The organism is Prevotella sp. ICM33 (assembly GCF_000517825.1).
In the GTDB taxonomy this organism is placed as follows: Bacteria; Bacteroidota; Bacteroidia; order Bacteroidales; family Bacteroidaceae; genus Prevotella; species Prevotella melaninogenica.
In genome coordinates this window covers 35,245-57,497 of sequence record NZ_JACD01000016.1, presented here as the reverse complement: position 1 = coordinate 57,497, position 22,253 = coordinate 35,245, and the positions used below count along the sequence as shown (strand labels likewise).

At 41.2% G+C, this 22,253-nt stretch carries 17 protein-coding genes; 12 read left to right on the top strand and 5 right to left on the bottom strand.

What is annotated here, in order from left to right:
* Positions 1-264: 264 nt before the first annotated feature.
* The 3 genes from HMPREF1505_RS03355 to HMPREF1505_RS03345 form a co-directional block, all read right to left on the bottom strand.
* Positions 265-1,194, bottom strand: a complete 930-nt coding sequence (locus tag HMPREF1505_RS03355; RefSeq protein ID WP_036922496.1) for a cation diffusion facilitator family transporter — start codon at positions 1,192-1,194, stop codon at positions 265-267.
* 34 nt (positions 1,195-1,228) lie between these two features.
* Positions 1,229-2,050 carry a hypothetical protein gene (locus HMPREF1505_RS03350; protein ID WP_036922493.1) on the bottom strand — a complete coding sequence of 274 codons (822 nt, stop codon included), beginning with the start codon at positions 2,048-2,050 and terminating at the stop codon, positions 1,229-1,231.
* Positions 2,051-2,195: 145 nt separating this feature from the next.
* Positions 2,196-2,465 (bottom strand): hypothetical protein, encoded by a 270-nt coding sequence (locus tag HMPREF1505_RS03345; RefSeq protein ID WP_036922490.1) that lies wholly within the window; start codon positions 2,463-2,465, stop codon positions 2,196-2,198.
* 491 nt (positions 2,466-2,956) lie between these two features.
* On the opposite strand from HMPREF1505_RS03345, the gene HMPREF1505_RS12770 reads away from it, so the two are divergent.
* From HMPREF1505_RS12770 to HMPREF1505_RS03290, 10 genes are all read left to right on the top strand, one after another.
* Positions 2,957-6,706 (top strand): DUF4922 domain-containing protein, encoded by a 3,750-nt coding sequence (locus HMPREF1505_RS12770; RefSeq protein WP_081722918.1) that lies wholly within the window; start codon positions 2,957-2,959, stop codon positions 6,704-6,706.
* Between the two features lie 11 nt (positions 6,707-6,717).
* The gene (locus tag HMPREF1505_RS03330) at positions 6,718-8,031 is read left to right on the top strand and encodes a permease (RefSeq protein WP_036922487.1); all 1,314 of its coding nucleotides are present in this window, start codon (positions 6,718-6,720) and stop codon (positions 8,029-8,031) included.
* A gap of 135 nt (positions 8,032-8,166) precedes the next feature.
* Complete coding sequence (locus tag HMPREF1505_RS03325; protein WP_013264088.1) at positions 8,167-9,066, top strand: M48 family metallopeptidase; 900 nt, start codon at positions 8,167-8,169, stop codon at positions 9,064-9,066.
* Between the two features lie 463 nt (positions 9,067-9,529).
* Positions 9,530-9,979 carry an NfeD family protein gene (locus HMPREF1505_RS03320; RefSeq protein WP_009012952.1) on the top strand — a complete coding sequence of 150 codons (450 nt, stop codon included), beginning with the start codon at positions 9,530-9,532 and terminating at the stop codon, positions 9,977-9,979.
* Between the two features lie 103 nt (positions 9,980-10,082).
* Positions 10,083-11,030 (top strand): SPFH domain-containing protein, encoded by a 948-nt coding sequence (locus tag HMPREF1505_RS03315; RefSeq protein WP_013263822.1) that lies wholly within the window; start codon positions 10,083-10,085, stop codon positions 11,028-11,030.
* Between the two features lie 116 nt (positions 11,031-11,146).
* On the top strand, positions 11,147-12,271 hold the full coding sequence (locus HMPREF1505_RS03310; protein WP_004360530.1) for a UDP-N-acetyl glucosamine 2-epimerase: 1,125 nt from the start codon (positions 11,147-11,149) through the stop codon (positions 12,269-12,271).
* Positions 12,272-12,784: 513 nt separating this feature from the next.
* Complete coding sequence (locus HMPREF1505_RS03305; protein WP_036922476.1) at positions 12,785-14,149, top strand: MATE family efflux transporter; 1,365 nt, start codon at positions 12,785-12,787, stop codon at positions 14,147-14,149.
* A complete protein-coding gene (locus HMPREF1505_RS03300; RefSeq protein WP_036922474.1) occupies positions 14,146-14,709 on the top strand; it encodes an AraC family transcriptional regulator in 564 nt (187 codons plus the stop codon). The genes HMPREF1505_RS03305 and HMPREF1505_RS03300 overlap by 4 nt, the downstream gene beginning before the upstream one ends.
* Before the next feature lie 566 nt (positions 14,710-15,275).
* Positions 15,276-15,488, top strand: coding sequence for a heavy-metal-associated domain-containing protein (locus HMPREF1505_RS03295; protein WP_036922471.1), 213 nt, complete (start codon positions 15,276-15,278; stop codon positions 15,486-15,488).
* A 96-nt stretch (positions 15,489-15,584) separates the two neighbouring features.
* Complete coding sequence (locus tag HMPREF1505_RS03290) at positions 15,585-17,504, top strand: cation-translocating P-type ATPase (protein ID WP_036922469.1); 1,920 nt, start codon at positions 15,585-15,587, stop codon at positions 17,502-17,504.
* 102 nt (positions 17,505-17,606) lie between these two features.
* Here HMPREF1505_RS03290 and HMPREF1505_RS03285 read toward each other — a convergent pair whose 3' ends face one another.
* Positions 17,607-18,476 (bottom strand): hypothetical protein, encoded by an 870-nt coding sequence (locus HMPREF1505_RS03285; RefSeq protein ID WP_036922466.1) that lies wholly within the window; start codon positions 18,474-18,476, stop codon positions 17,607-17,609.
* A 119-nt stretch (positions 18,477-18,595) separates the two neighbouring features.
* A complete protein-coding gene (locus HMPREF1505_RS03280) occupies positions 18,596-19,546 on the bottom strand; it encodes an aldose epimerase (RefSeq protein WP_036922462.1) in 951 nt (316 codons plus the stop codon).
* Positions 19,547-20,001: 455 nt separating this feature from the next.
* Here HMPREF1505_RS03280 and HMPREF1505_RS03270 point away from each other — a divergent pair, with 455 nt between their 5' ends.
* Together HMPREF1505_RS03270 and HMPREF1505_RS03265 are read left to right on the top strand one after the other, a co-directional pair.
* Positions 20,002-21,066, top strand: a complete 1,065-nt coding sequence (locus HMPREF1505_RS03270) for a bifunctional 3-deoxy-7-phosphoheptulonate synthase/chorismate mutase type II (protein ID WP_036922569.1) — start codon at positions 20,002-20,004, stop codon at positions 21,064-21,066.
* 176 nt (positions 21,067-21,242) lie between these two features.
* Positions 21,243-22,217: an endonuclease/exonuclease/phosphatase family protein gene (locus HMPREF1505_RS03265; protein WP_036922456.1), complete on the top strand. Its 975-nt coding sequence runs from the start codon at positions 21,243-21,245 to the stop codon at positions 22,215-22,217.
* Positions 22,218-22,253 lie beyond the last annotated feature (36 nt).

Sequence of the window (22,253 nt, the reverse complement as noted above, 5' to 3'; positions counted from 1 at the left end):
AAGTAACATAGAAAGATGTGCCTAATTGGACTTCAAAAGGGCGTTAGTTAGCCCTCAAAAGGGCACCTATTGCAAGTCAATTAGGCGTCTTTTAGAAGCCAAAAGAGCATGTTTTGGGTTTGAATCACATGAAAATGGTTTACAAATGTCGCTTTGTAAGGGGATAAATTGTTTGTGGACGACGAATAGACATAGTAACAGAAATTATTTTCTCTTGTGTCCAGCACTCCCCTCTCTCTCGGAGAGGGGTTGGGGGAGAGGTCTTTAATAATCCTCTTTATATTTATCCGTCTCAATATAGATATAAATCTTGTACTCAGGGAAAGCTGCACGCATATTCTTTTCGATGTCGTTAACCAACTGAGGTGCTTGCGCTTCGTATTCGCTTTTAACATCAATCTTTGCAGTGACAAGGATGTCATTAGGACCGAGGTGAATGGTCTTAACATTGATGAGGCGGTTGATTTCTGTTCTGTGGAATGTCTCTTTGATGCGAGTTAAATCCTTCTGCGTGACACTCTCACCAATAAGCAGACTGTAGAACTCACGTGCGAGGAAAAGAGCTGCTGCACAGAGGAGCACGCCAATCAGTACACCTGAAAGGGCATCATAGAATGGATTACCTGTAAAGTGGGTCAGAAGTGTACCTCCTAAGGCTATTAGCAGACCAATGACAGCACAACTATCTTCTGCAAAGATAATGAGAATTTCACTGTGACGGCTCTCTCGTAGGAAACGATAAAGTGACAGATTGTCCTTGTTCAGTTCCTTAATCTCCTTGAAGGCAACCCTTAGACTGACAGTTTCTACTAAGAGTCCGAAGGCCAGAATACCAATGACGAGCCATGTGTTCTCCAAGCTGTGTTCTGGGTGAAATAGCTTCTCAGCAGCTTCCATGATACCTAATGCACCACCGGCGAAGAACAACATCATTGCAACAACTAAGCTATAGAAATACTTAGCACGTGCCTGTCCGAACGGATGTTTATCTGATATCTTCGCTGTTGACTGTCGGTTGCCTACTAACAGTAGTATTTCATTGCCACAATCTACGATACTATGGATTGACTCATTCAACATAGCGGCTGAGCCAGACACAGCAAAACCAACAAACTTTGATATCGCTACCAAGATGTTTGCACCTAAGGCAGCGATAACACTCATCATTCCTCCACTTTTCTTTTCCTTTTCCATATCCTGTTTTAAGTTTTTTGATATTGGTATATGTTTACCAGATGTATTCTGTAACGTACTTACTATTTTCCTCTTTGTTATTTTTATTTAGTGTTGTCACCGTTTCTTCAATGCGTGTGGGACGTCCTTTCTTATCATACTCCGTTGTCAGTTGCGACTTGAAATCATACTCTTTCTTTATTGAACTGAAGCTATAGCTGCTAATATCTCCTTTCGGAATAACACCCATATAGCCCAAGCTGATGAAGGGGATGGGTATTCTTATGCCACTGCCATGCATCCACAAGAAATAGAAGTTGTGGCAGGTTGCCTTCTGCCCAGTCTCTCTGTAGCTGATATTAAATGGTTTATAAGGGAACATCTTCTCTCCCTTCCATTGGAGGTTGTAGGTTGTTCTGCCACAGATAACATTAGGTGTGTCACGACATACAAGTCTTCGTTTGTTATCGTAGGTGTATGTGTAGAACTGAGGAATGTCATTTGCTTCTACGATAAGTCCGTTTTTTACTATGTAATAGCTCTTGAAGAGTCTTTCTATCGGGTTCTGATTATGTTTCTTATGAATGAAAATCGTGTCACCGACGTAGGAGTAGGTGTAATCATCCAAGCTGTCTGTACCCACACGCTCTATGATGAGCTGTCCTTTTTTGTTGCAATAATAGGTGATAGTATCCTTACTCTTCTCCGCTTTCGTTGTTACGTCTTTGATAATCGTCAGATAACGATGCAGTTGTTCTCCGTGATAGTTTATCTCTTCGGCTATTCCAGGAGGAACAGACGAACATGAGAAAAACAAGCTAACAGCTATGATAGCTAATAAGAACAGTCTGATGTCTTTGTATAAGTCTTTCTTCATTTGTTCTTGATAGTTAAAGGAGTTTGTTTGTATATGCGGAGTTCTGCAATCTTGAATATGAGATAGTGGGTAGCAGTAAGGGACACATATTTCCTTTTCAGAGGGGAAACGAACTTCTTTAAGTCTTGTTCTTCTACAGTCAGCCTTACTTCTTTGCAGCCTTCTGTGCCTCTTTCACCATCTTCAGACGTTCCTCATAGATGGGACGCCACTTGTTAATCATTGCTTGAAGGTCCTTGCTTCTTTGTTCCAGTTCGCGGTATTCATCCGTGTTTGTTTCGTTGTTCTGGCTTTTTGTCAGCATCTGTTGCAGCATTAGTTTCTGCTGTTCGTCAGCCTTCTGAAGCTGTGCACCAAGCTTTTCAAGATTCTCCATAAATGCTAATGCACGGTCTATATGATTTTCTTTTTCCATCTTTTGGCTATCTTTTAATGTCTTTTTTATGTGTACAAAGTTACAGAAAAAGTTCAGTATGACCACCGCTTCCAAATTATTTTCACGAAGAAAAGATTTTCTTTTCATGAAAAAAAATATTTTTCTTCACGTAAATAAATATTTCTTTTTATTGGTGTCCGATAAAACTTTTTTGGAGTTATCTGTGTTAGATAAAATAGGCTTAAACTTATGATTTCATTAATTTATTTGGTTATTATAGGGCTTCCCTTGTCAAAATAAGCACATTTTATAATGCTTATAATTTAAAACTGAAAACCAAGCCCATGAATAAGTAAAACGGCTGCAACACCGATGGATAAAGGGATATAGAGCTTTCAGCTTATTTTTACCGGACAGCAATAATTTCTTTTCATGAAAATAATTCGCAGTTAGTTGTTTTCTTTCGAATCTTCGTACGTAAGACGGGATTTTATAGTATCTTTGCAAGTAGATAAAAGAATACATTTTAGATGGAAAAGAAGAAACAGATAGATTGCTTTCTACCGTATAGCACAACTGCAATGATGCAGTCACTTGCTGCGCAATTACACGAGTCAGGTGTGGTGAAGAGTATATACACATTATCAGCCGATGTCCCACCTACTGAGGCACTGCCTCAGTACACCCATCACCTGCAGGCAGGCAGCTTGCTTTCCCTTGCTACTATGCGCCTTATTGCGACAACAGCAACAGCCGATTATGCCCTGCTTTATTTGAAGCAAGGTCCTATCACGTTAGGTTATCATGCGCTTGAGCGTATGCTGCAGGTAGCTGAGGAGACTGGTGCAGCAATGGTTTATGCTGACCATTACTCTGTGGAAGCTGGCAAGACTGTGAAGCATCCTGTTACAGACTATCAGTTGGGTAGTATCCGTGATGACTTCGATTTTGGTTCTGTTGTACTTCTCAAGACAGAGTGTCTAAAGGAGTACGCAGCGAAAGAGGTGGCAAAGGATTATCAGTTTGCAGGTTGGTATGACCTTCGTCTTTTCTTAAGTCGTGTGGGAGAACTCTTTCATCTGAATGAATATCTCTATACAGAGGAAGAAGATGACCTACGTGCAAGTGGTGAGAAGCAGTTTGATTATGTGAATCCACGCAATCGTGAGGTACAGATTGAGATGGAACAGGCAGCAACGGCACATCTCTCTGCTATCAAAGCCTTGGTTGATACAACGCAATATGTACAGCCTGACTTCTCTGGTGAGGCTTTTCCGGTAGAGGCATCGGTGGTAATTCCTGTCTTTAATCGTGAGAAGACTGTGCGCGATGCGGTGGTTTCGGCCCTCTCACAGAAGACAGATTTTTCTTTTAACGTTATCGTTGTCGACAATCATTCTACAGATGGTACGACGGAGATACTGTCTTCTTTGGCTGCAGATGAACGCCTTGTGCATCTTATTCCTACACGTACAGACCTCGGTATAGGTGGCTGTTGGAACTATGCTATCAATGATGCGCATTGTGGTCGCTTTGCTGTTCAGTTGGATAGTGATGACCTTTATTCTTCAGAGAATACTTTGCAGACTATTGTCAATGCTTTCCACGAACAGAAGGCAGCGATGATAGTAGGCTCTTATCGTATGTGCGACTTCGATCTTAATACCCTTCCACCGGGCTTGATTAGCCATAATGAATGGACAGAGGATAATGGTTGCAACAACGCCTTACGTATTAATGGACTCGGTGCACCACGTGCTTTCTTCACTCCTTTGGTCCGTCAGCATCAATTCCCTAACACAAGTTATGGCGAAGACTATGCTATGGGATTGGCTTTCAGTCGTCGTTTCCGTATCGGACGAATCTATGATGAACTTTATCTTTGCCGTCGTTGGGGTGGAAATAGTGATGCCGTACTGAGCATTGACAAGGTAAATGCCAACAATCATTATAAAGATCAGCTGCGTACAGTTGAGATTTTAGCACGTCAGAAACAGAATCAAGATAGAGAGAAAGGGCTAACTGATTTTTTTCATAACCAGCTGAACCAATGGCAAGACGTTTCAAAACGTTTTGAAGAGTTGAAGGGTGTGCAGACGCGTGAGGTGGGTTCAGCCCTTGCGCAATTCAATCCTGCACGCTTGGTGAGTACAGGGGCGAAGATTGATAAGGCTACATTGGCTAAGCGACCTTGCTTTCTTTGTGAAAAGAATCGCCCAGTAGAGCAGATTGTTCTGCCTTTTGGAGAAGGTTTTGATATCCTTGTCAACCCTTTCCCAATTCTCCCTGTTCATTTCACGATACCTTCTCGTCATCATCAACTGCAGGCAATAGCAGAGAATTATGTACAGATACATCGCTTATTGAGGGCTTATCCGCAGCTAATGGTGTTCTATAATGGACCGAAGTGTGGTGCCAGTGCACCTGACCACTTGCACTTTCAGGCAGGAACAAGCGGTATTCTTCCTTTACAACGTGACTGGCAACGGCTTTATGAAACCTCTCTTCCGCTCTTAAAACTGAATGGTACAGAGGGAATTTATGAGATAAAGGATTATATTTGCCCGGCTTTAGCCATCGTGAGCCATACTGAGAAACACGATATTGAGCTATTCAGTCGTTTATATGAAGCACTTCCATTAAAGGAAGATGAGACCGAGCCGATGATGAATATCGTGGCATGGCGTAATGGAGATGCGTTTATTTCAGTTGTATTCCCACGTGAGAAGCATCGCCCTGATTGTTATTCTACAGATGGAGAGGCACAGTGTCTGGTCAGTCCAGGTAGCTTGGATATGGCAGGGTTGCTGATATTGCCCCGCCAGAGCGACTTCGAAGGGATGACAGCAGAGCTTGCCAAGGCGATTTTACGTGAGGTTTCACTGTCAGATGAGGCAATGAATGAAGTCGTGAAACGGATTCGCAATAAGGCAGTTGACCTCGCTTTCGATGATTGGAAGCACGAACCTATAGTTTCTGTAGGTATCGTTCGTGGCGACGAAATTCGTTTTCAGCTGAATGGTACTTATACAATAGGAAACAAAGAGGTGACAGGTAAGCAGATTGTAAAGTTCAAAGGCGGACAGATTCTGTGGGATTCTGCAGTCTATCAGGAACTTTGCTTTACCCCGCAAAATGATGATATATCCTTTACTTTAGAAGATGTTACTATCGGAGTAGACTTCCATTGGGAGCGCAAAGAGGCACAAACCTTCCTCGGAAAGCTACGTTTTGTTGTCGATGGAGATAAGCTCTGGGCTATTAATGAACTACCTGTAGAACATTATTTAGCAAGTGTTATCTCAAGTGAGATGAGTGCTACCTCTTCATTAGAGCTTTTGAAGGCACATGCTGTAATCTCTCGCAGTTGGCTTTTGGTACAGATGAGAAGACGAAAAGCCATTGAAATGGGTGTTCAGACAGCATCTGCACCAGTAAAAGTGTCAGATGAAGAAGGTGTTGTATGGTATGATAGTGATGCACATACTTTGTTTGATGTCTGTGCAGACGACCATTGTCAACGTTATCAGGGCATTACGAAGGCAACGAGTCCACATGTTGAAGAGGCAATAAAGGCTACCCGTGGACAGTTGTTGATGAATGGAAAGGAAATCTGCGATGCTCGTTTCAGTAAGTGTTGCGGAGGTGTTTCGGAGGAATATGAGTACTGTTGGGACAATACTCATAAGCCCTACCTGCTCTCTGTAGTAGATAATGCACCTTTGGGAACAGCCCCTGAGATTGATCTTACTGATGAGAAGACGGCACAGGAGTGGATTCTGTCGTCTCCAGAGGCTTTCTGTAATACAAAAGATGCGGCAGTCTTGGGGCAGGTGCTTAATAACTACGATCAAGAAACACAAGACTTTTATCGCTGGACAGTAGACTTCACACAGTCAGAACTTGCTGAGCTAATCCTTCGTAAGAGTGGTCTTGATTTCGGAGAGATTATTGACCTCCAACCTTTAGAGCGTGGTAAGAGTGGTCGTATCACGCGTTTGAAGATTGTAGGAACAAAGTTCACACGTATTATCGGTAAGGAATTAGAGATAAGACGTACGTTAAGTGAGAGCCATCTCTACAGTTCTGCTTTTGTGGTAGAACGTAGTGAGATTGTGAATGACATCCCACAGCACTTCCGTCTTATTGGTGCAGGGTGGGGACATGGTGTTGGCTTGTGTCAGATTGGTGCTGCTGTAATGGGCGAGAAAGGCTATCGATATGACGAAATCCTTCATCATTATTATCAGACAGCAGCTATTGAAGCACAATACAAATAACGCATAAGAAGATGCACGAGGAGCAGAAGATAATCAATGGAATTCCTATTGTAGACCAGTGGCGTAGCTATTGGCTCTGGCTTCCTACGCTCTATTTGACACGTGGACTACCGTATGTTATCTTGTTGATGACTTCATTAGTCTATTTCAACAGAATGGGCTTGTCGAATGGTGCTATCACGCTGACGACATCGTGGTTAATACTGCCCTTTATCCTCCGACCTTTGTTAGGTAGATTGGTCGTTGACTATTGGAGTAAGTATGCATGGATAATTCTTACAGAGTTTGTTATGGCACTGAGCCTTGGTGGATTGGCGTTTATGGCATCATCTGTTGATTGGTTTGAGTGGACAGTCTTCTTCTTAATGATAATCGCAACGATGGCTGCCTTGCATGATGTGGCTATCGAAAGACTGTATAAGCGTGAAGCTGCCTTGCATAATCGTCCTGCTTTTATGGGTACGCGAGCCATTTCTTATATGCTTTCTATCATCGTGGGAATGGCTATCCCTGTTACGATAGCAGGAAACTTAGAGGTCATTTATAGGACAGTAGCGCCTTCGTGGGCAACTATTTTTGGAGTTCTGTCAGTCTTATTGGCCTGTTTGATGCTACTTCATGCTATCATACTTCCCAAAGATAATATTCATGCGAATCTCCCTATATGGACAGGGGTGACACGTCAATGGTGGCATGATGTCAAGGCTGCCTTTGTCCGCCGTCCTCATTATGTGGCAAACTTGTGTTTCCTTTTTGCCTTTCTAATACCCGAAGGGATGTTTTTTAGAATAGCACCACTCTTCTTGATAGACCCAGGAAGTAATGCAGGGTTGGCTCTTTCACCACAGGAGTTAGGATTAGTATTGGGGACAGTGGGTACGTTCTCGTTAATTGGAGGCAGTGCCTTAGGTGCTAATTTGGTACGTCGTGACGGCTTGAAGCGTTGGTTGTGGCTGTTTGTTATAGCCTTGACCTTGCCAAAGTTTGTTTTTGTTTATCTCAGTTATTACTTTGTCTCCACCTTATCAATTATCAATTTGTGTGTGATTATCGAACAGTTTGGAGCTGGTTTGGGATTAACGTTTTATGTTGTATGGCTCGCTCATTGTACAAAAGGGGAGCACTCCACATTTACTTATTCAATAGGTACGGCAATAACAGCCTTCTCGTTGGTGATGACAGGATGGTTTACAGGTTTCTTGCAGGAGTATGTGGGCTATCGTCTATTCTTCCTTCTTGTGGCAATGTTGGGTGTTATCAGTTTTATAGTGACCTACTTTCTCCCTGTAACAAAGGAGATAGGAAAACGAAAAAGGATGGTTTAAATCCATTTAAAACGATGGTTCTGATGCTTTGTTTTCAGCCGTTAACCTTTATAAAAAAGTCATGATTTTATTTGTACCTCACGAAAAATGTTGTACTTTCGCAAATAGATAGTTATAAAAAAAACAGTAAATAAAATGAAGATTAAGTATTTCTTAATGGCAGCTGTTGTCGCTTTGATGACAGCCTGTGGTACGGCTTCTAAAGTTCCATTGACGGGTCGTACACATCGTATCAGTATTTCTGATGCGCAGCTTCTTAGCCTCAGTAATCAAGAATATACAAAGTTTATGGCATCAGCAAAACGTTCTACTGATGCAAAGAATACTGCTATGGTTCAGCGTGTAGGTCGCAACCTTGCCAATGCGGTGGAGACTTACTTACGTAATAATGGTTATGCTAATGAGATTAATAACTTCAAGTGGGAGTTTAATCTTGTTCAAGACAAGCAGGCTAACGCTTTTTGTATGCCTGGAGGTAAGATAGTTGTTTACGAAGGATTATTGCCTTACACACAGAATGAGGCAAGTTTGGCAATCGTTTTAGGTCATGAGATTGCGCATGCTGTGGCTAAGCATAGTGCTGAGCAGATTACAAAGCAGATGAATCAGCAGATGGGAACCAATATATTGGGTACTGTCTTGAACTCTACTGTTGGTAGTGGAGTAGGCGATATCGCTTCACAGGTAGCGGGAGGATACTTCTCTTTCCGTAACTTGAAGTACAGTCGCGATAATGAAAGTGAAGCTGACTACATGGGACTTATCTTTGCTGCGATGGCTGGATATGACCCTGCGAATGCCGTAACATTCTGGCAACGAATGGCTGCAGCAACGAATAGTAGCCGTTCTGAGATTCTGAGCGACCACCCTTCAGATGCTCGTCGTATTGAGAATATCAAGAAGTGGCTGCCAGAAGCAGAGAAATATTATCGTGGTCGTGGCTCTAATCGTGTTTCTTCTACGGGATATTCACAGTCATCAAGAACATTGCATATAGGTGGTTCTTCGTCTTCTAAACGTTCAAACAGACGTTGATAATTTGAACGACCATCATTTTATGATACCTTATTACGGCTATTTGCCTTTTCAAGAACGAAGGCAAATAGCCGTATTTTTTATATAGTCAATGCTGTTTGATACTTTAATAACTCCCTTTTGACGGTATATTATAAGCTGATGAGTACTCCGCACCATTGGTGCTAAGCACTAACACGACATGTGCTAAGTATCAGCACGTCATGTGCTAAGCACAAATACGTTGGTCGGATATCTGTAGATACGAGCACAATGGTCATCTTCAAGAATATCAGAAGCCACTAACGGCTAATTTATGCGATATGTTTATTAGGCGTTATGATTCGTATTATATTGTCATCTTGCAAAGACATACTTTTCTGATAGTGGTAAGTAGCTGTTATAGTGTTATTTTTTCATTGAAAGATTTGATAGAATCATCTTTTTTTATTATCTTTACAAGCGAATTTAAACCTTTATAGCTATGATGGATTATCTGATACAAAACCTGTGGTTAACATGGTTGTTAGTGGGTCTTGTTTGTCTGATTTTAGAGATGATGAACGGAGATTTCTACATTATGTGTTTTGCAATAGGCAGTTTCTGTGCTTCACTTGCTTCTGCATTTACGGATAGCATAGTTGTTCACGTGATAGTCTTTGTCATTTTCTCGGTATTGAGTATATTCTTAGTGCGACCCATTGCGCTTAAATATCTTCATCAAGGTGCGGATAAAAGATTAAGTAATGCTGAAGCATTGATTGGTCGTGAGGGAAAGGTAACAGATACGATTGAGGCTGGTGGATACGGCAGAGTAAAGGTAGACGGTGACTCATGGAAGGCGCAGTCTGTTGATGGAATGGAAATAGATTCGGGTGCTGCTGTGCGTATTTTACGACTTGATTCTATTATCGCAACGGTAGAACGTTGTTAAACAGTAATCTGAAAATAATTAAATAACAAATAATAACCTTCGGTTTCTTGCCTCATTAAGATAATAAAATACTTGGGGTGGGGAATTAAAAACTTTAATGCTTATGGATATAATAGCTTATGTGCTGATTGCATTTGTTGTGTTAGCACTCGTTTTTGCTAAGATGTCAATCGTGATTATCTCACAGAGTGAGACAAAGATTATCGAACGTCTTGGTAAGTATTATGCAACCCTTCAACCAGGTATCAATATTATTATCCCTTTTATTGACCATGCAAAGGATATTGTGGCATTGCGTGCAGGACGTTATACTTATACAAACTCAATTGACTTGCGTGAGCAGGTGTACGACTTTGATCGCCAGAATGTGATTACAAAGGATAATATTCAGATGCAGATAAATGCACTGCTTTATTTCCAAATCATCGATCCATTCAAGGCTGTGTATGAGATTAATAACTTGCCAAATGCTATTGAGAAGTTGACACAGACTACACTTCGTAATATCATTGGTGAGATGGAACTTGACCAAACACTGACCTCTCGTGATACGATTAATACTAAATTGCGTGCCGTTCTTGATGATGCTACAAATAAGTGGGGTATCAAGGTGAATCGCGTTGAGCTTCAGGATATTACTCCTCCAGCAAGTGTTTCTGAGGCAATGGAGAAGCAGATGCAGGCTGAACGTAACAAACGAGCAACTATTCTTACCAGTGAAGGACAGAAGCAGTCAGCTATTCTCCAGTCTGAAGGTGAGAAACAAGCAGCTATCAACCGAGCTGAAGCTAACAAACAGCAGCAGATTTTGATTGCAGAAGGTGAGGCACAAGCTCGCATTCGTAAGGCTGAAGCTGAGGCTATTGCCATTCAGAAGATTACAGATGCTGTTGGTCAGAGTACGAATCCAGCAAACTATCTTATTGCACAGAAGTACATTCAGATGCTTACAGAACTCGCACAGAATAACAATCAGAAGACTGTTTATCTCCCATTTGAGGCAAGTAATCTCATGGGTTCTATCGGTGGGATTAAGGATATGTTTAAGTAAGGCTTCTTTTAAGCATCGCTTTTGCTGCGAATAATTAAATATAAACACTAAAATAGATGACTACTCCGTAAGCTTCTCTTGCTATAAAGGGACTTACGGAGTGGGTCTTTGAAGAAATGAAAAAACTTTGTATCTTTTGTGGTGCACGTCCTAACTTTATAAAGGTAGCACCAATCATCAGGGTAATCAATAGACTTTCTGAGGAGAATAGTTCTCATAAGGTTTCTTATTCATTGGTTTATGCAGGTAGTGAGAATGATCCTACACTCGAAGATCAGCTCTTTGATAATCTCTCTATTCGCAGGCCAGATGTTTATCTTGGTGTTGAATGTGAGAACTTGAATGAACTTACAGGTCAGGTGATGTCTAAGTTTGAGAAGTATCTACAAGAGAATCCATCTGATGTGGTTATCGTTGTGGACGATCTTGCTTCTACAATGGCGGCTGCTATTGTGACAAAGAAGCAGGCAATCACTCTTGCGCATATTGCAGCTGGTACTCGTTCATTTGATATAACGATGCCTAAGGAAATCAATCGCTTGGTAATTGACGGTCTTTCTGATATACTTTTTACAGCCGGATTTAGCAACAACAGCATTGCTAACAAGGAAGGAGCAGAGTTGTCAAAGGTTTATATGGTGGGTAATATTCTCATTGATAATATCCGCTATGACCGTGAGCGTATTGAGGGTATGAGGCTTTCGGATATTGACGAGTTGGCTGGCTTACCTTTGAAAGAGGGTAACTACCTTGTCTTTACATTGAACCGTAAGGCGTTGTTGGCTGACCAAGACAATCTTGAACGAATGTTACACGTGTTGAGTGAAACAGCAGGTGATACCCCTATCATTGCTCCTCTTCGCGACTCAGCAGTGCAGGTTATCATGGCACTTAGCTTGAAGAAGAACATCAAACTCCATAACCTCCATATCGTAAAACCATTGGGTTATCTTGAATTTGCTTATCTTACAGCTCATGCTAAGGGTATCATTACTGACTCAGGTAATGTTGCAGAGGAAGCAACATTCAATGGTGTGCCATGTATTACGCTTAATAGCTATACTGAACACATTGAAACGGCAAAGGTAGGTTCTAACGTTTTGGTTGGTGAAGACCCAGAACTGCTCCGTTCTTCATTGAGTGATATGGTTGCAGGAACATGGAAGAAGTGTGGTGTACCTGAGCGTTGGGATGGCCGTTCAGCTGAACGTGTTGTTCAAATCCTACTCGAACGTCATTAATTTGCATTTATATTGAGAGGGGCTTTAACGCTCTTAATGTAGGGACAGATATTCTTGTTGTTCGCTATTATTATAGAATAGTCGGGCAATAGAGGATATCTGTCCTTATTGTTTCTATAGGATAAAAGTGCAAAAGACTAAATGTTGCTTTTATGTATGCTGTATTAAGTAATTAGGTTAGTAAGAGATTGCACGGTAATTAGTGCTTAGCACCATTGGTGTTTACCACCAGCACGATATGTGCGGAGTACTAACACGTCGGCTGAATGTGGGAGGATAGGGATGTTATGGTTATCATTACGAAAATAGTATGACGTTAATGTTTGTCTAATATTGTAATTGTTTGCCAGACAGATGTGTTTCTTAATCCAAGAATCTCTCCTTTCCAGTATTCATAATTATGAATTGTGAATTATAAATTATGAATTAAAGAAATATCATAATTACTAATTTTGAATTATGGATTCTGAATTATTTAGTACCTTTGCATAAGTTTTTAAATAGCAAAAGTTTATGCACGAACATATAGATAACTATACTTATCTGACGCAAGCACCAGTTCATCGTGTCATTATCACAATGGCGATACCGACTATCATCTCTATGCTTGTGACGGGATTATACAATATTGCCGATACGTTCTTTGTTGGTAAGATTGATACACAAGCCACAGCAGCAGTAGGTGTTGTGTTTTCTCTGATGTTCTTTGTGCAGGCAATGGGCTTTTTCTTTGGGCATGGTTCGGGCAATTATATCTCTCGTGAGTTGGGGGCACGTCGCCATGAGAACGCTGTGAAAATGGCATCAACAGGCTTTTTTAGTTCGTTTCTTGTTGGAGTAATTGTTCTTATTCTTGGTGAGATATTCCTCACTCCCCTCTCCTTGATGCTTGGTAGTACACCTACCATTCTTCCTTACACGGAAGACTATATGCAAGTCATCCTACTTGGTGCACCTTTCTTAACCTCATCACTTACTTTAAACAACCAGATGCGATTGCAAGGAAACGCCAATTTTGCGATGTATGGTATTGTGACAGGTGCTATATTGAACGTGGTTCTTGACCCAATCCTCATCTTTACTTGCGGTTTGGGTGTTAGCGGTGCTGCGTGGGCAACAGTGATAGGACAGGCTGTGTCCTTCGTTATTCTTTTCTTAATGACGCGCAGAGGAGAGAATATAGCCATTCATTTTCGTAATTTCTCACCCTCATTACAGCGTTATAAGGAGATATTCTATGGTGGCAGTCCTTCCATGATGAGGCAGGGATTGGCTTGTATAGCAACGATGTCATTAAACTTAGCAGCAGGTGTTTATGGTGACTCAGCTATTGCAGCGATGAGTATCGTTGGACGTATCGCAATGCTTTCCTTTGCTGTTGTCATCGGATTGGGACAAGGATTTCAGCCCGTCTGTGGCTTTTGTTATGGAGCAGGCTTATACGACAGGTTGAAGGAAGCCTATAAGTTTACTGTAACTATTGGTACGATTTTTCTTATCGTGTTAGCTATTATTGGCTGGATGATAAGCAGAACGTTGATAGGTGTCTTCCGTGATGACCCCGAGGTGATTGCTATTGGTGTTATAGCCTTGCGATGGCAGCTTTGTGTTTTTCCTGTTAATGCTCTTATCTTGGCAAGCAATATGCTTGCTCAGACCTGCCGCAAGCCGTGGCGTGCGAACATTTTGGCAGCAGCCCGACAAGGTTTGTTCTTTATTCCGCTGATATTTATTCTTCCATCTTATTTTGGGCTGTTAGGTGTTGAGATGTGTCAAGCCGTCAGTGATGTGCTCTCTTTCACGCTTACAGTACCTATTGTTATTTATACCTTCCGTGAGTTTTCACGTGAAGCAGCAGCAAAGAAAACAATAGTATGAGTACACTTTATATTAAGAATATGGTTTGTGATCGCTGTAAAATGGCTGTTAGCCAAACTTTGCAGCAGGTTGGGCTACACCCCCAAAAGGTTGAATTAGGTGAGGTTAGTATTGAGGAAGACCCTTCTTCTGTCCAACTTTCTACCCTTCGGACAGCCCTTAAAGAGCTTGGTTTCGAACTTCTTGACGACCGTCGTCAGCAAACCATCGATCATATCAAGTCTGCTTTAATCAGACTTGTACATTACCATGATAATCAAAGTTCAACTAATCTTAGTGATTATCTGTCATCTGAACTTCGTCAAGACTATAGTGCGCTTTCAAAACTCTTCTCTGAGGTCGAAGGAAAGACTATCGAAAGATATTATATTGAGTTGCGTATAGAGCGCGTGAAAGAGTTCATTCGTTATGATGAGTTGACTTTGACGCAGATAGCGCTTCGTATGAATTACTCTTCTGTGGCTTATCTTTCCAGCCAGTTTAAGTCTGTAACTGGCATGACTCCCAGTCAGTTCAAGGGGATGAAAGATAATCTTCGAACGTCCTTAGATAAACTTTAGGCTGCTATTTACAAAGTTAAGTCTACTGCTTATAGGTGGAATATAATTTTTGTTCTTACTTTCGGGATGGAAAATAGACAGATGTTAGGAGGAGAGTGAGCATATGTTTAATGATGCAAAGAAGAATGTTTTGTTGTAATATTTTACTCGTTATATTTTAATAGAGCACTAATAGCGTTTCAATTAAGCCTTAATTGTCTTCTTAAAGACGCCCTTTAGGAAGCGAACTAACGCCCTTTTGCACCCTTGTTAAGCACCTTTTGAAATGCAATTTTGTAACTAATTGATTTGCTGTTGGTTATAAACTCGACTTTTATGTCTATCTTTTAGCATTATTCTAAGGCTTTAGTTCGAAATTATGTAATAATTTTTCAACATATGGATAATGATATTTCAGACTCTTTTCTTACCATGTTATGAATGAACTTCTTGTAGAACTGATGCGAGAAGTTATAATCTTTATCCATAATTCTATAAGACATGATAGATAATATATGTGTAACTTTGCAAACGATAAGAAGAAAATAGAATAGTAATCACATAATATTAATAGAAAGGAAAGACTTATGAAAAAGAATGTTTATGCAGTAAGTGGTATGAAGTGTGTACATTGTAAGGCAAATGTTGAGAATGCCTTAAAAGCACTCAATGGTGTAGTGTCTGCTGAAGCTAATCTTGAAGATGCTAATGTCACAGTAGAATATGACGAAAGTAAGGTTAATCCTTCTGAAATCAAGGGAGCTGTAGACAACAGCGGACGCTATGAGCTGAGTTTGTAACAGCTTATTTATACTCTAAAGAGCATATTTTATGCTCTTTTCATTTGTAGAATCCTTCCCCTTCGTTGGTAAGGGGAAGATAAAAATAGTATCATTATGAAACAGACAATTCCAGTTATAGGTATGGCTTGTTCCTCCTGTTCAGCCAATATAGAGAAGAAGTTGAATACACTCAAGGGTGTTAATTCTGCTTCTGTTTCGCTACCTGGTCGTTCAGCCTTGATTGATTTCGATCCTCAGGTAATCTCACTTGAGAAAATGAAGGCTGAAATCAATGCACTCGGATATGACTTAGTGATAGATAAGGAGACGTCGGTAGAAGAAATAGAGAAGCGTGAGTATGTACTCCTAAAGCGTAAGACAGTGTTGTCATGGTTGTTCTCAATAGCTGTGATGTGTGTGTCTATGCGATGGATAGACTTGGGTTCTCGTGATATTACCAATCAGGTTGCATTATTGATAGCCTTGGCAAACATGCTTTATTGCGGTCGCCAGTTCTATGTATCTTCGTTTAGACAGTTGCGTCATGGCAGTGCAAACATGGATACATTGGTGGCTTTGTCTACGGGTATTGCCTTTCTTTTCAGTGCGTTTAACACGTTTTGGGGAGACGCCGTATGGGCAAGTAGGGGAGTTGTATGGCACACCTACTTTGATGCTTCGGTAATGATTATAACCTTCGTTTTGACTGGTAGACTGTTAGAAGAGAAGGCTAAAGACGGTACGGCATCTTCTATTCGTCAGATGATGGGTATGGCTCCGAAGACAGCACATATTGTTGATGGCGACAAGATAGAGGAGGTTCCACTCTCAACCATTGAGGTTGGGGATGTTTTGGAGGTTCGCCCTGGTGAAAAGGTACCTGTGGATGGTGAAGTAATATGGGCAGAAAGCTTTATGACAGCTGATGCAGCCTACGTTGATGAGAGTATGATAACGGGTGAACCAACGCCTGCGGAGAAGAAAAAAGGCTCAAAGGTGTTGGCAGGAACAATACCAAGTCAAGGTAAGTTTCGCATGCGTGCTCGTCAAGTTGGTGAGGACACAGCCTTAGCTCATATAATTAAAATGGTGCAAGAAGCACAAGGTTCAAAGGCTCCAGTCCAACGAATCGTTGATAAGGCAGCCTTAGTATTTGTGCCAGTGGTAGCTTGTATTGCTCTTGTTACCTTCCTTTTATGGTGGTTGATAGGAGGGAATAGTGCTTTACCACAGGCAATCATGTCGGCTGTAGCCGTCTTAGTCATTGCGTGTCCATGTGCAATGGGATTAGCAACACCTACTGCCCTGATGGTTGGTATTGGTAAAGCTGCACAGAAGCAAATCCTTATTAAGGATGCTGCAGCCTTAGAGAGTCTGCGTAAGGTAGATGTGTTGGTGACCGATAAGACTGGTACATTGACCATTCCGAATAAGAACATCGATTTTACAAAGGCTGATAATCTTCCTTTTGAAGAGCGTGAAACACTAAAACCTAATGCTCGTGAGGCTATGGATGAGCTACAGAAGAAGGGGATTGAGGTCTATATGATGAGTGGAGATAAGGACGAGGCGGCTCGTTATTGGGCTGAAAAGGCTGGTATAAAACACTATCATAGTAAGGTGTTGCCACAAGATAAGGAGAATCTTGTTAGACAGTTGCAAGCCGAAGGGAAGCGAGTAGCAATGGTTGGTGACGGTATTAACGATACACAAGCCTTGGCTTTGGCAGATGTAAGTATTGCTATTGGTAAGGGAACGGACGTAGCTATGGACGTAGCACAGGTGACACTCATGGGAGATGATTTGTCTGCTATCCCAGAAGCAATACAGTTGAGTCGCAATACAGTACGTATGATTTGGGAGAATCTCTTCTGGGCTTTCATCTATAACATCGTATGTATCCCATTAGCAGCAGGTTTGCTTTATGCTTTTGGCATTGATTGGCAGATTACTCCATCATTGGCAAGTGCGCTGATGGCATTCTCCAGTGTTAGTGTTGTACTTAACAGTCTTCGCTTACGGTGGATGAAATAATATGAATTTAGTATTATAAAAAATAGAGTTTACTAATTACTCGTTCAGCAATGAGCTGTAGTAATTGTAAACTCTATTTCCTTATGTAAACCTGTTGACTGTTTATCTTACAGGATAATCGTATCGATTGTTATTATAGAAACCATTACGTTGAGAAGGGAGGCGGTCAAACTCTACGCTAACAGAAATTGAATTCTGATTGTTTGAGCCCCATTGATAGGTTACACCACCACCAATTCTATCCATGTAGCGACTACCCCCGGTACCGTAAGCCCAAGCCATTGGTCCATATCCGTATCCCATTGAAGCATAACCATAGCCGAAAGGTGAATAGCCGAAGCCACCATAGCCTGCCCAATAAGGTGAACCATAACCTCCGTAGCCAAAGGCATCTCCGAAGTTGTTAGATGTAAAAGCTTTCTGCACGAAGGCGTATGCACTCCAATGTTCATTGAACTGATATCCAAAGACAGCATTGATACCACCTACGAAGTAGTTGTCGCCACGATAGGTAAGATGGTTTACATATCCACCCACAGCCAATGTAGCCTTCTTTGATAGGTTTGTTACATACATTAATGACACATCCTGTGAGAAGCCTGCACCATGATTGTTTCCGTGTCCAAAGCTTGCAAAGGCTGATGCACCAAGGTTGATGTTCAACCCCTTATGTAATCTCCATGCTCCAACACCATAACCCCAAGCCGGATAATAGAAATCATTGGGTGTAACGGTTTGTCCATTCTCTGTAATGAGAGGTAGATTGTTGTCTATCTGTGCCTGTTGTGCACGGTCTTCAGCCAATCGTCTGGCATACTCCTTCTCAGCCTCTGTGGCTTCGCGTGGTCCTTGCAGACGTGCAGACTCTATAGGTTCCACAGTGGAAGTACTTCCATTGTGATCTCCTTTTGTATTCTGTGCATACAATGGTATACAGAGAATAGCCGCTATTATGAAACTATATTTCCTCATTTACTTGCAAATATAAATATTTGGCAGTCAACTGCCAAGGATTTTAAAGATAATTAGTGCTTTTTCAAACTGGGGATATTAACGTCCGCGTAATCTAAAAGTTCTTACCCCTTATAGTTTTATTTGGTGCGCATTATCAATGGAGGATCAGTTGTAAAGAAGAATACTGTAGCACCATGGAATACCTGACCAGGATGCAATTCGTTACTTACTTTCTCCATACCACTGTTATATCCAGCATGGACTGGCTGTAATGAGATACCGCAACTCTCCTTACCATACGTGTTAATATTGAGTGTTGGTTCACTTGAGTAGACTGTCATAGCACGTCCACTCTGTGCATCAAAGAGGATTGCTGCAGCCTTCTGCATGTTATCAGGATGTCGCAACTGATAGGCATTGTCGTATCCCTTACTCGTACTCTTGATACGCTCACCAATTTCTCTTGGTTTTGTAAAGTCGAATGGGGTGTTCTTTATACGTTGAAGTACACCAGTCAACTGTCTTTTAGCGTTGTAGGTGTTTATCTGAACAGCATCAACCCAGAGATGTTGTTTGAGGATAGAGCGGTGCATCTCTCCTGATAAGTTGAAGCAAATACCATTTGTTACTTCCAACTTGGTTTCAGCTGTCGTTGCAATACGATAGTCTACATCAAGGGCGTTTTGGTCAGATAGGGTGTAAGTAACTGTGGCGTTTAACTTTCCATCTAATCCATTCTCTCCTTGTGAAGTCACATATCGTAGTGTAACTGATTGGTTGTCAGAACTAACAAGTTCCCACATCTTGCCTGATAGTGTCTCCTCGTTATTCTTGCCAAAGTATATAAGCGTAGCACCTAAGGTTCTATCTTTCAGATACTCCTCCTTATTAGTATATCCTTTTACGACAGGCTCCAACCTACCATTCCAGTTGTGGGCAGTAAGCGAGACAAGGCGAGCACCATAGTTACTGATAACTGCCTCCATACCGTTTCCGTTCACAAGTCGGATTTGTACCTGCTCTTGTGCGTGTGAACAGAGAACAACGCTAAGCATAGCTACTGTCAGTATTGCATATAACTGCTTCATAGGTTTCTTTATATGTTTATGCAAAGATAGTAAAAAAGATGATATGTGACTCAGAATTTCTTTATTTTAATAGAAGAGTATAACGTATTTTAGTGATAGAATTCGTCTTATGAGTTAGTTGTTAGCGTTTTTCTGTCTTTAATTCATATTCTTTTTGATTCTTTTTTGCCATTTTCAATAATGGTGTTAATGCCCCGCACATATCGTGTTGTTGGTAAGCACCAATGGTGTTGAGGGTAAGCACAAGATATGATGAGCGTTTAATGCCTTGAAGTATGTTGTAGAGAGACGTATGATCGTTGTCATGTGCGTATTCTCCAACGTGTAAAAGACAAGTTGATGATAAAAGCATACAATCAAATTGCATCTTTAGAATGGTAAAATAAGGTTTTATGCATCATTTGTATTACCTTTGGGGAACAATTAAGTAAATAAGGAATAAAAGATATATGATTATGGAATTAGAGTTAGAGCCTTTGCGACTTCCGAGCGACAAGGAACGTCCATTAGTCATTGCAGGTCCCTGTTCGGCTGAAACAGAAGAACAAGTGATGTCTACGGCACGTAATCTTGCTGCCAAAGGGTGCCATATCTTCCGTGCTGGTGTATGGAAACCACGTACGAAACCGGGTGGTTTTGAGGGTAATGGAGAGATGGCTTTACCATGGATGCAGCGTGTAAAGGAAGAGACTGGTATGATGATTTCAACCGAGGTGGCGACACCTGAGCATGTTGAAGTGGCTCTGAAATATGGTATGGATATTCTTTGGATAGGTGCAAGAACATCTGCTAACCCTTTTGCTATGCAGGCTTTGGCTGATGCTTTGCAAGGAATAGATATCCCTGTATTGGTAAAGAACCCTGTCAATCCTGACCTTGAACTATGGATAGGTGCACTTCAAAGACTTAATCAAGCCGGCTTGAAACGTTTAGGAGTTATTCATCGAGGTTTCTCAAGCTATGAAAAGAAAATTTATCGAAATGCCCCTATGTGGCAGATTCCTATAGAGTTGCGTAGAAGAATACCAGGACTTCCTATAATCTGTGACCCAAGCCATATCGGTGGTCGTCGCGATTTAATAGCACCACTATGTCAGCAGGCTATGGACTTAGGCTTTGATGGGTTGATAATTGAGAGTCATTGTACGCCTGAGAAGGCGTGGAGCGATGCAGAACAGCAGGTAACTCCTGATATTCTTGATTATATTCTTTCTCTTTTGGTAGTACGCGATCATACCTCTACAACCGAAGGACTTAGACTTCTTCGTGCCCAAATAGACGAGCTTGATAACTCTTTAATGGGACTTCTTGCCAAGCGTTTCCGCATTTGTCGTGAGATAGGAGCCTTTAAAAAAGAGCATAATATGACCATTCTTCAAACTGGTAGATATGGTGAAATCCTCGAAAAGCGTGGCGCACAAGCGAGCCTATGCGGTATGGATGCCAACTTTGCTGCTCAGGTCTTCGAATTAATACATGAGGAGAGTGTACGTCAGCAGTTGGAGGTTGTGAATAAGTAGAGTGATAGGTGGTGAGTGTAGATGAATAGCGAGAAGGAGGTTATTATGGTTTTATGTAGATATTGATGAAAAGGATACTGCTGATATGAAGACGTGTCAGACCAAAAACGTAATCATGTGGCACGAGACATTGATATAAAGAAATAATAACTTACTTATCTATAAACCTGAAACTTATGCGTATATTGTCAATCTTTTTGTTCTTGTTGAGCTCTTTTTTATCTGAAGCTCAAACTCGTTTGACGATTGTTGAACTCAATACTGAGAATTTGTTTGATACTCGACACGATACTTTGAAGAATGATTATGAATTCTTACCAGACTCTCCTCGACATTGGACACGTACGAAGTATTGGCAAAAACTGAATAGGATAGGGCAGACAATCATTGCTTGTGGTGAAGATAGTAGTGGTTGGACACTGCCAGATATTGTAGGTTTATGCGAGGTAGAGAACGATAGTGTACTCTTTGACCTTACTCGTCGATCTTTGTTGCGTAAGGCTCGTTATGAATATGTGATGACAGCTTCGAATGATACTCGTGGTATAGATGTGGCGTTATTGTATTCTCCTTTTTCCTTCCGATTGATAAAAGCCGATACGATTTGTGTCATACCTATGAAGGAAATGCGCCCAACTCGAGATATTCTACATGTAGAAGGTGAAATAGAAAGCGGTGATACGCTACACGTTTTCCTACTTCATGCACCAAGTCGAATGGGTGGTGAACTTTATTCTCGTCCTTTTAGAATGCACGTAATGGAGCGATTGTGTAGTGCTATAGACTCTCTTCGTAGTGCGTATACAGCCCCGAAACTGTTAGTGATGGGCGACTTTAATGATTATGCAGATAGCCCTTCGCTACAACGTGCGTACGAATATGGATTGATTAATATATCTGCGGGAGTGCACGGACGTAATGGGGCGAAAGGAACTTATCGTTATCATGGAGAATGGGGAAGTCTGGACCAGATACTCATAAGTGTAAACCTGCGTTCTTGGGTAACAGATTGCCGTATCAATGATGCGCCGTTTCTATTAGAAGAAGATACAAAATACGGTGGAGTAAAGCCCCGCCGTAATTATAATGGTATGCGTTTTAATAATGGATTTAGCGACCATCTACCACTTGTTCTGCGTCTCCAATATTAAAATATACACATTTTATTGTAAAATGTTTTTATGCTG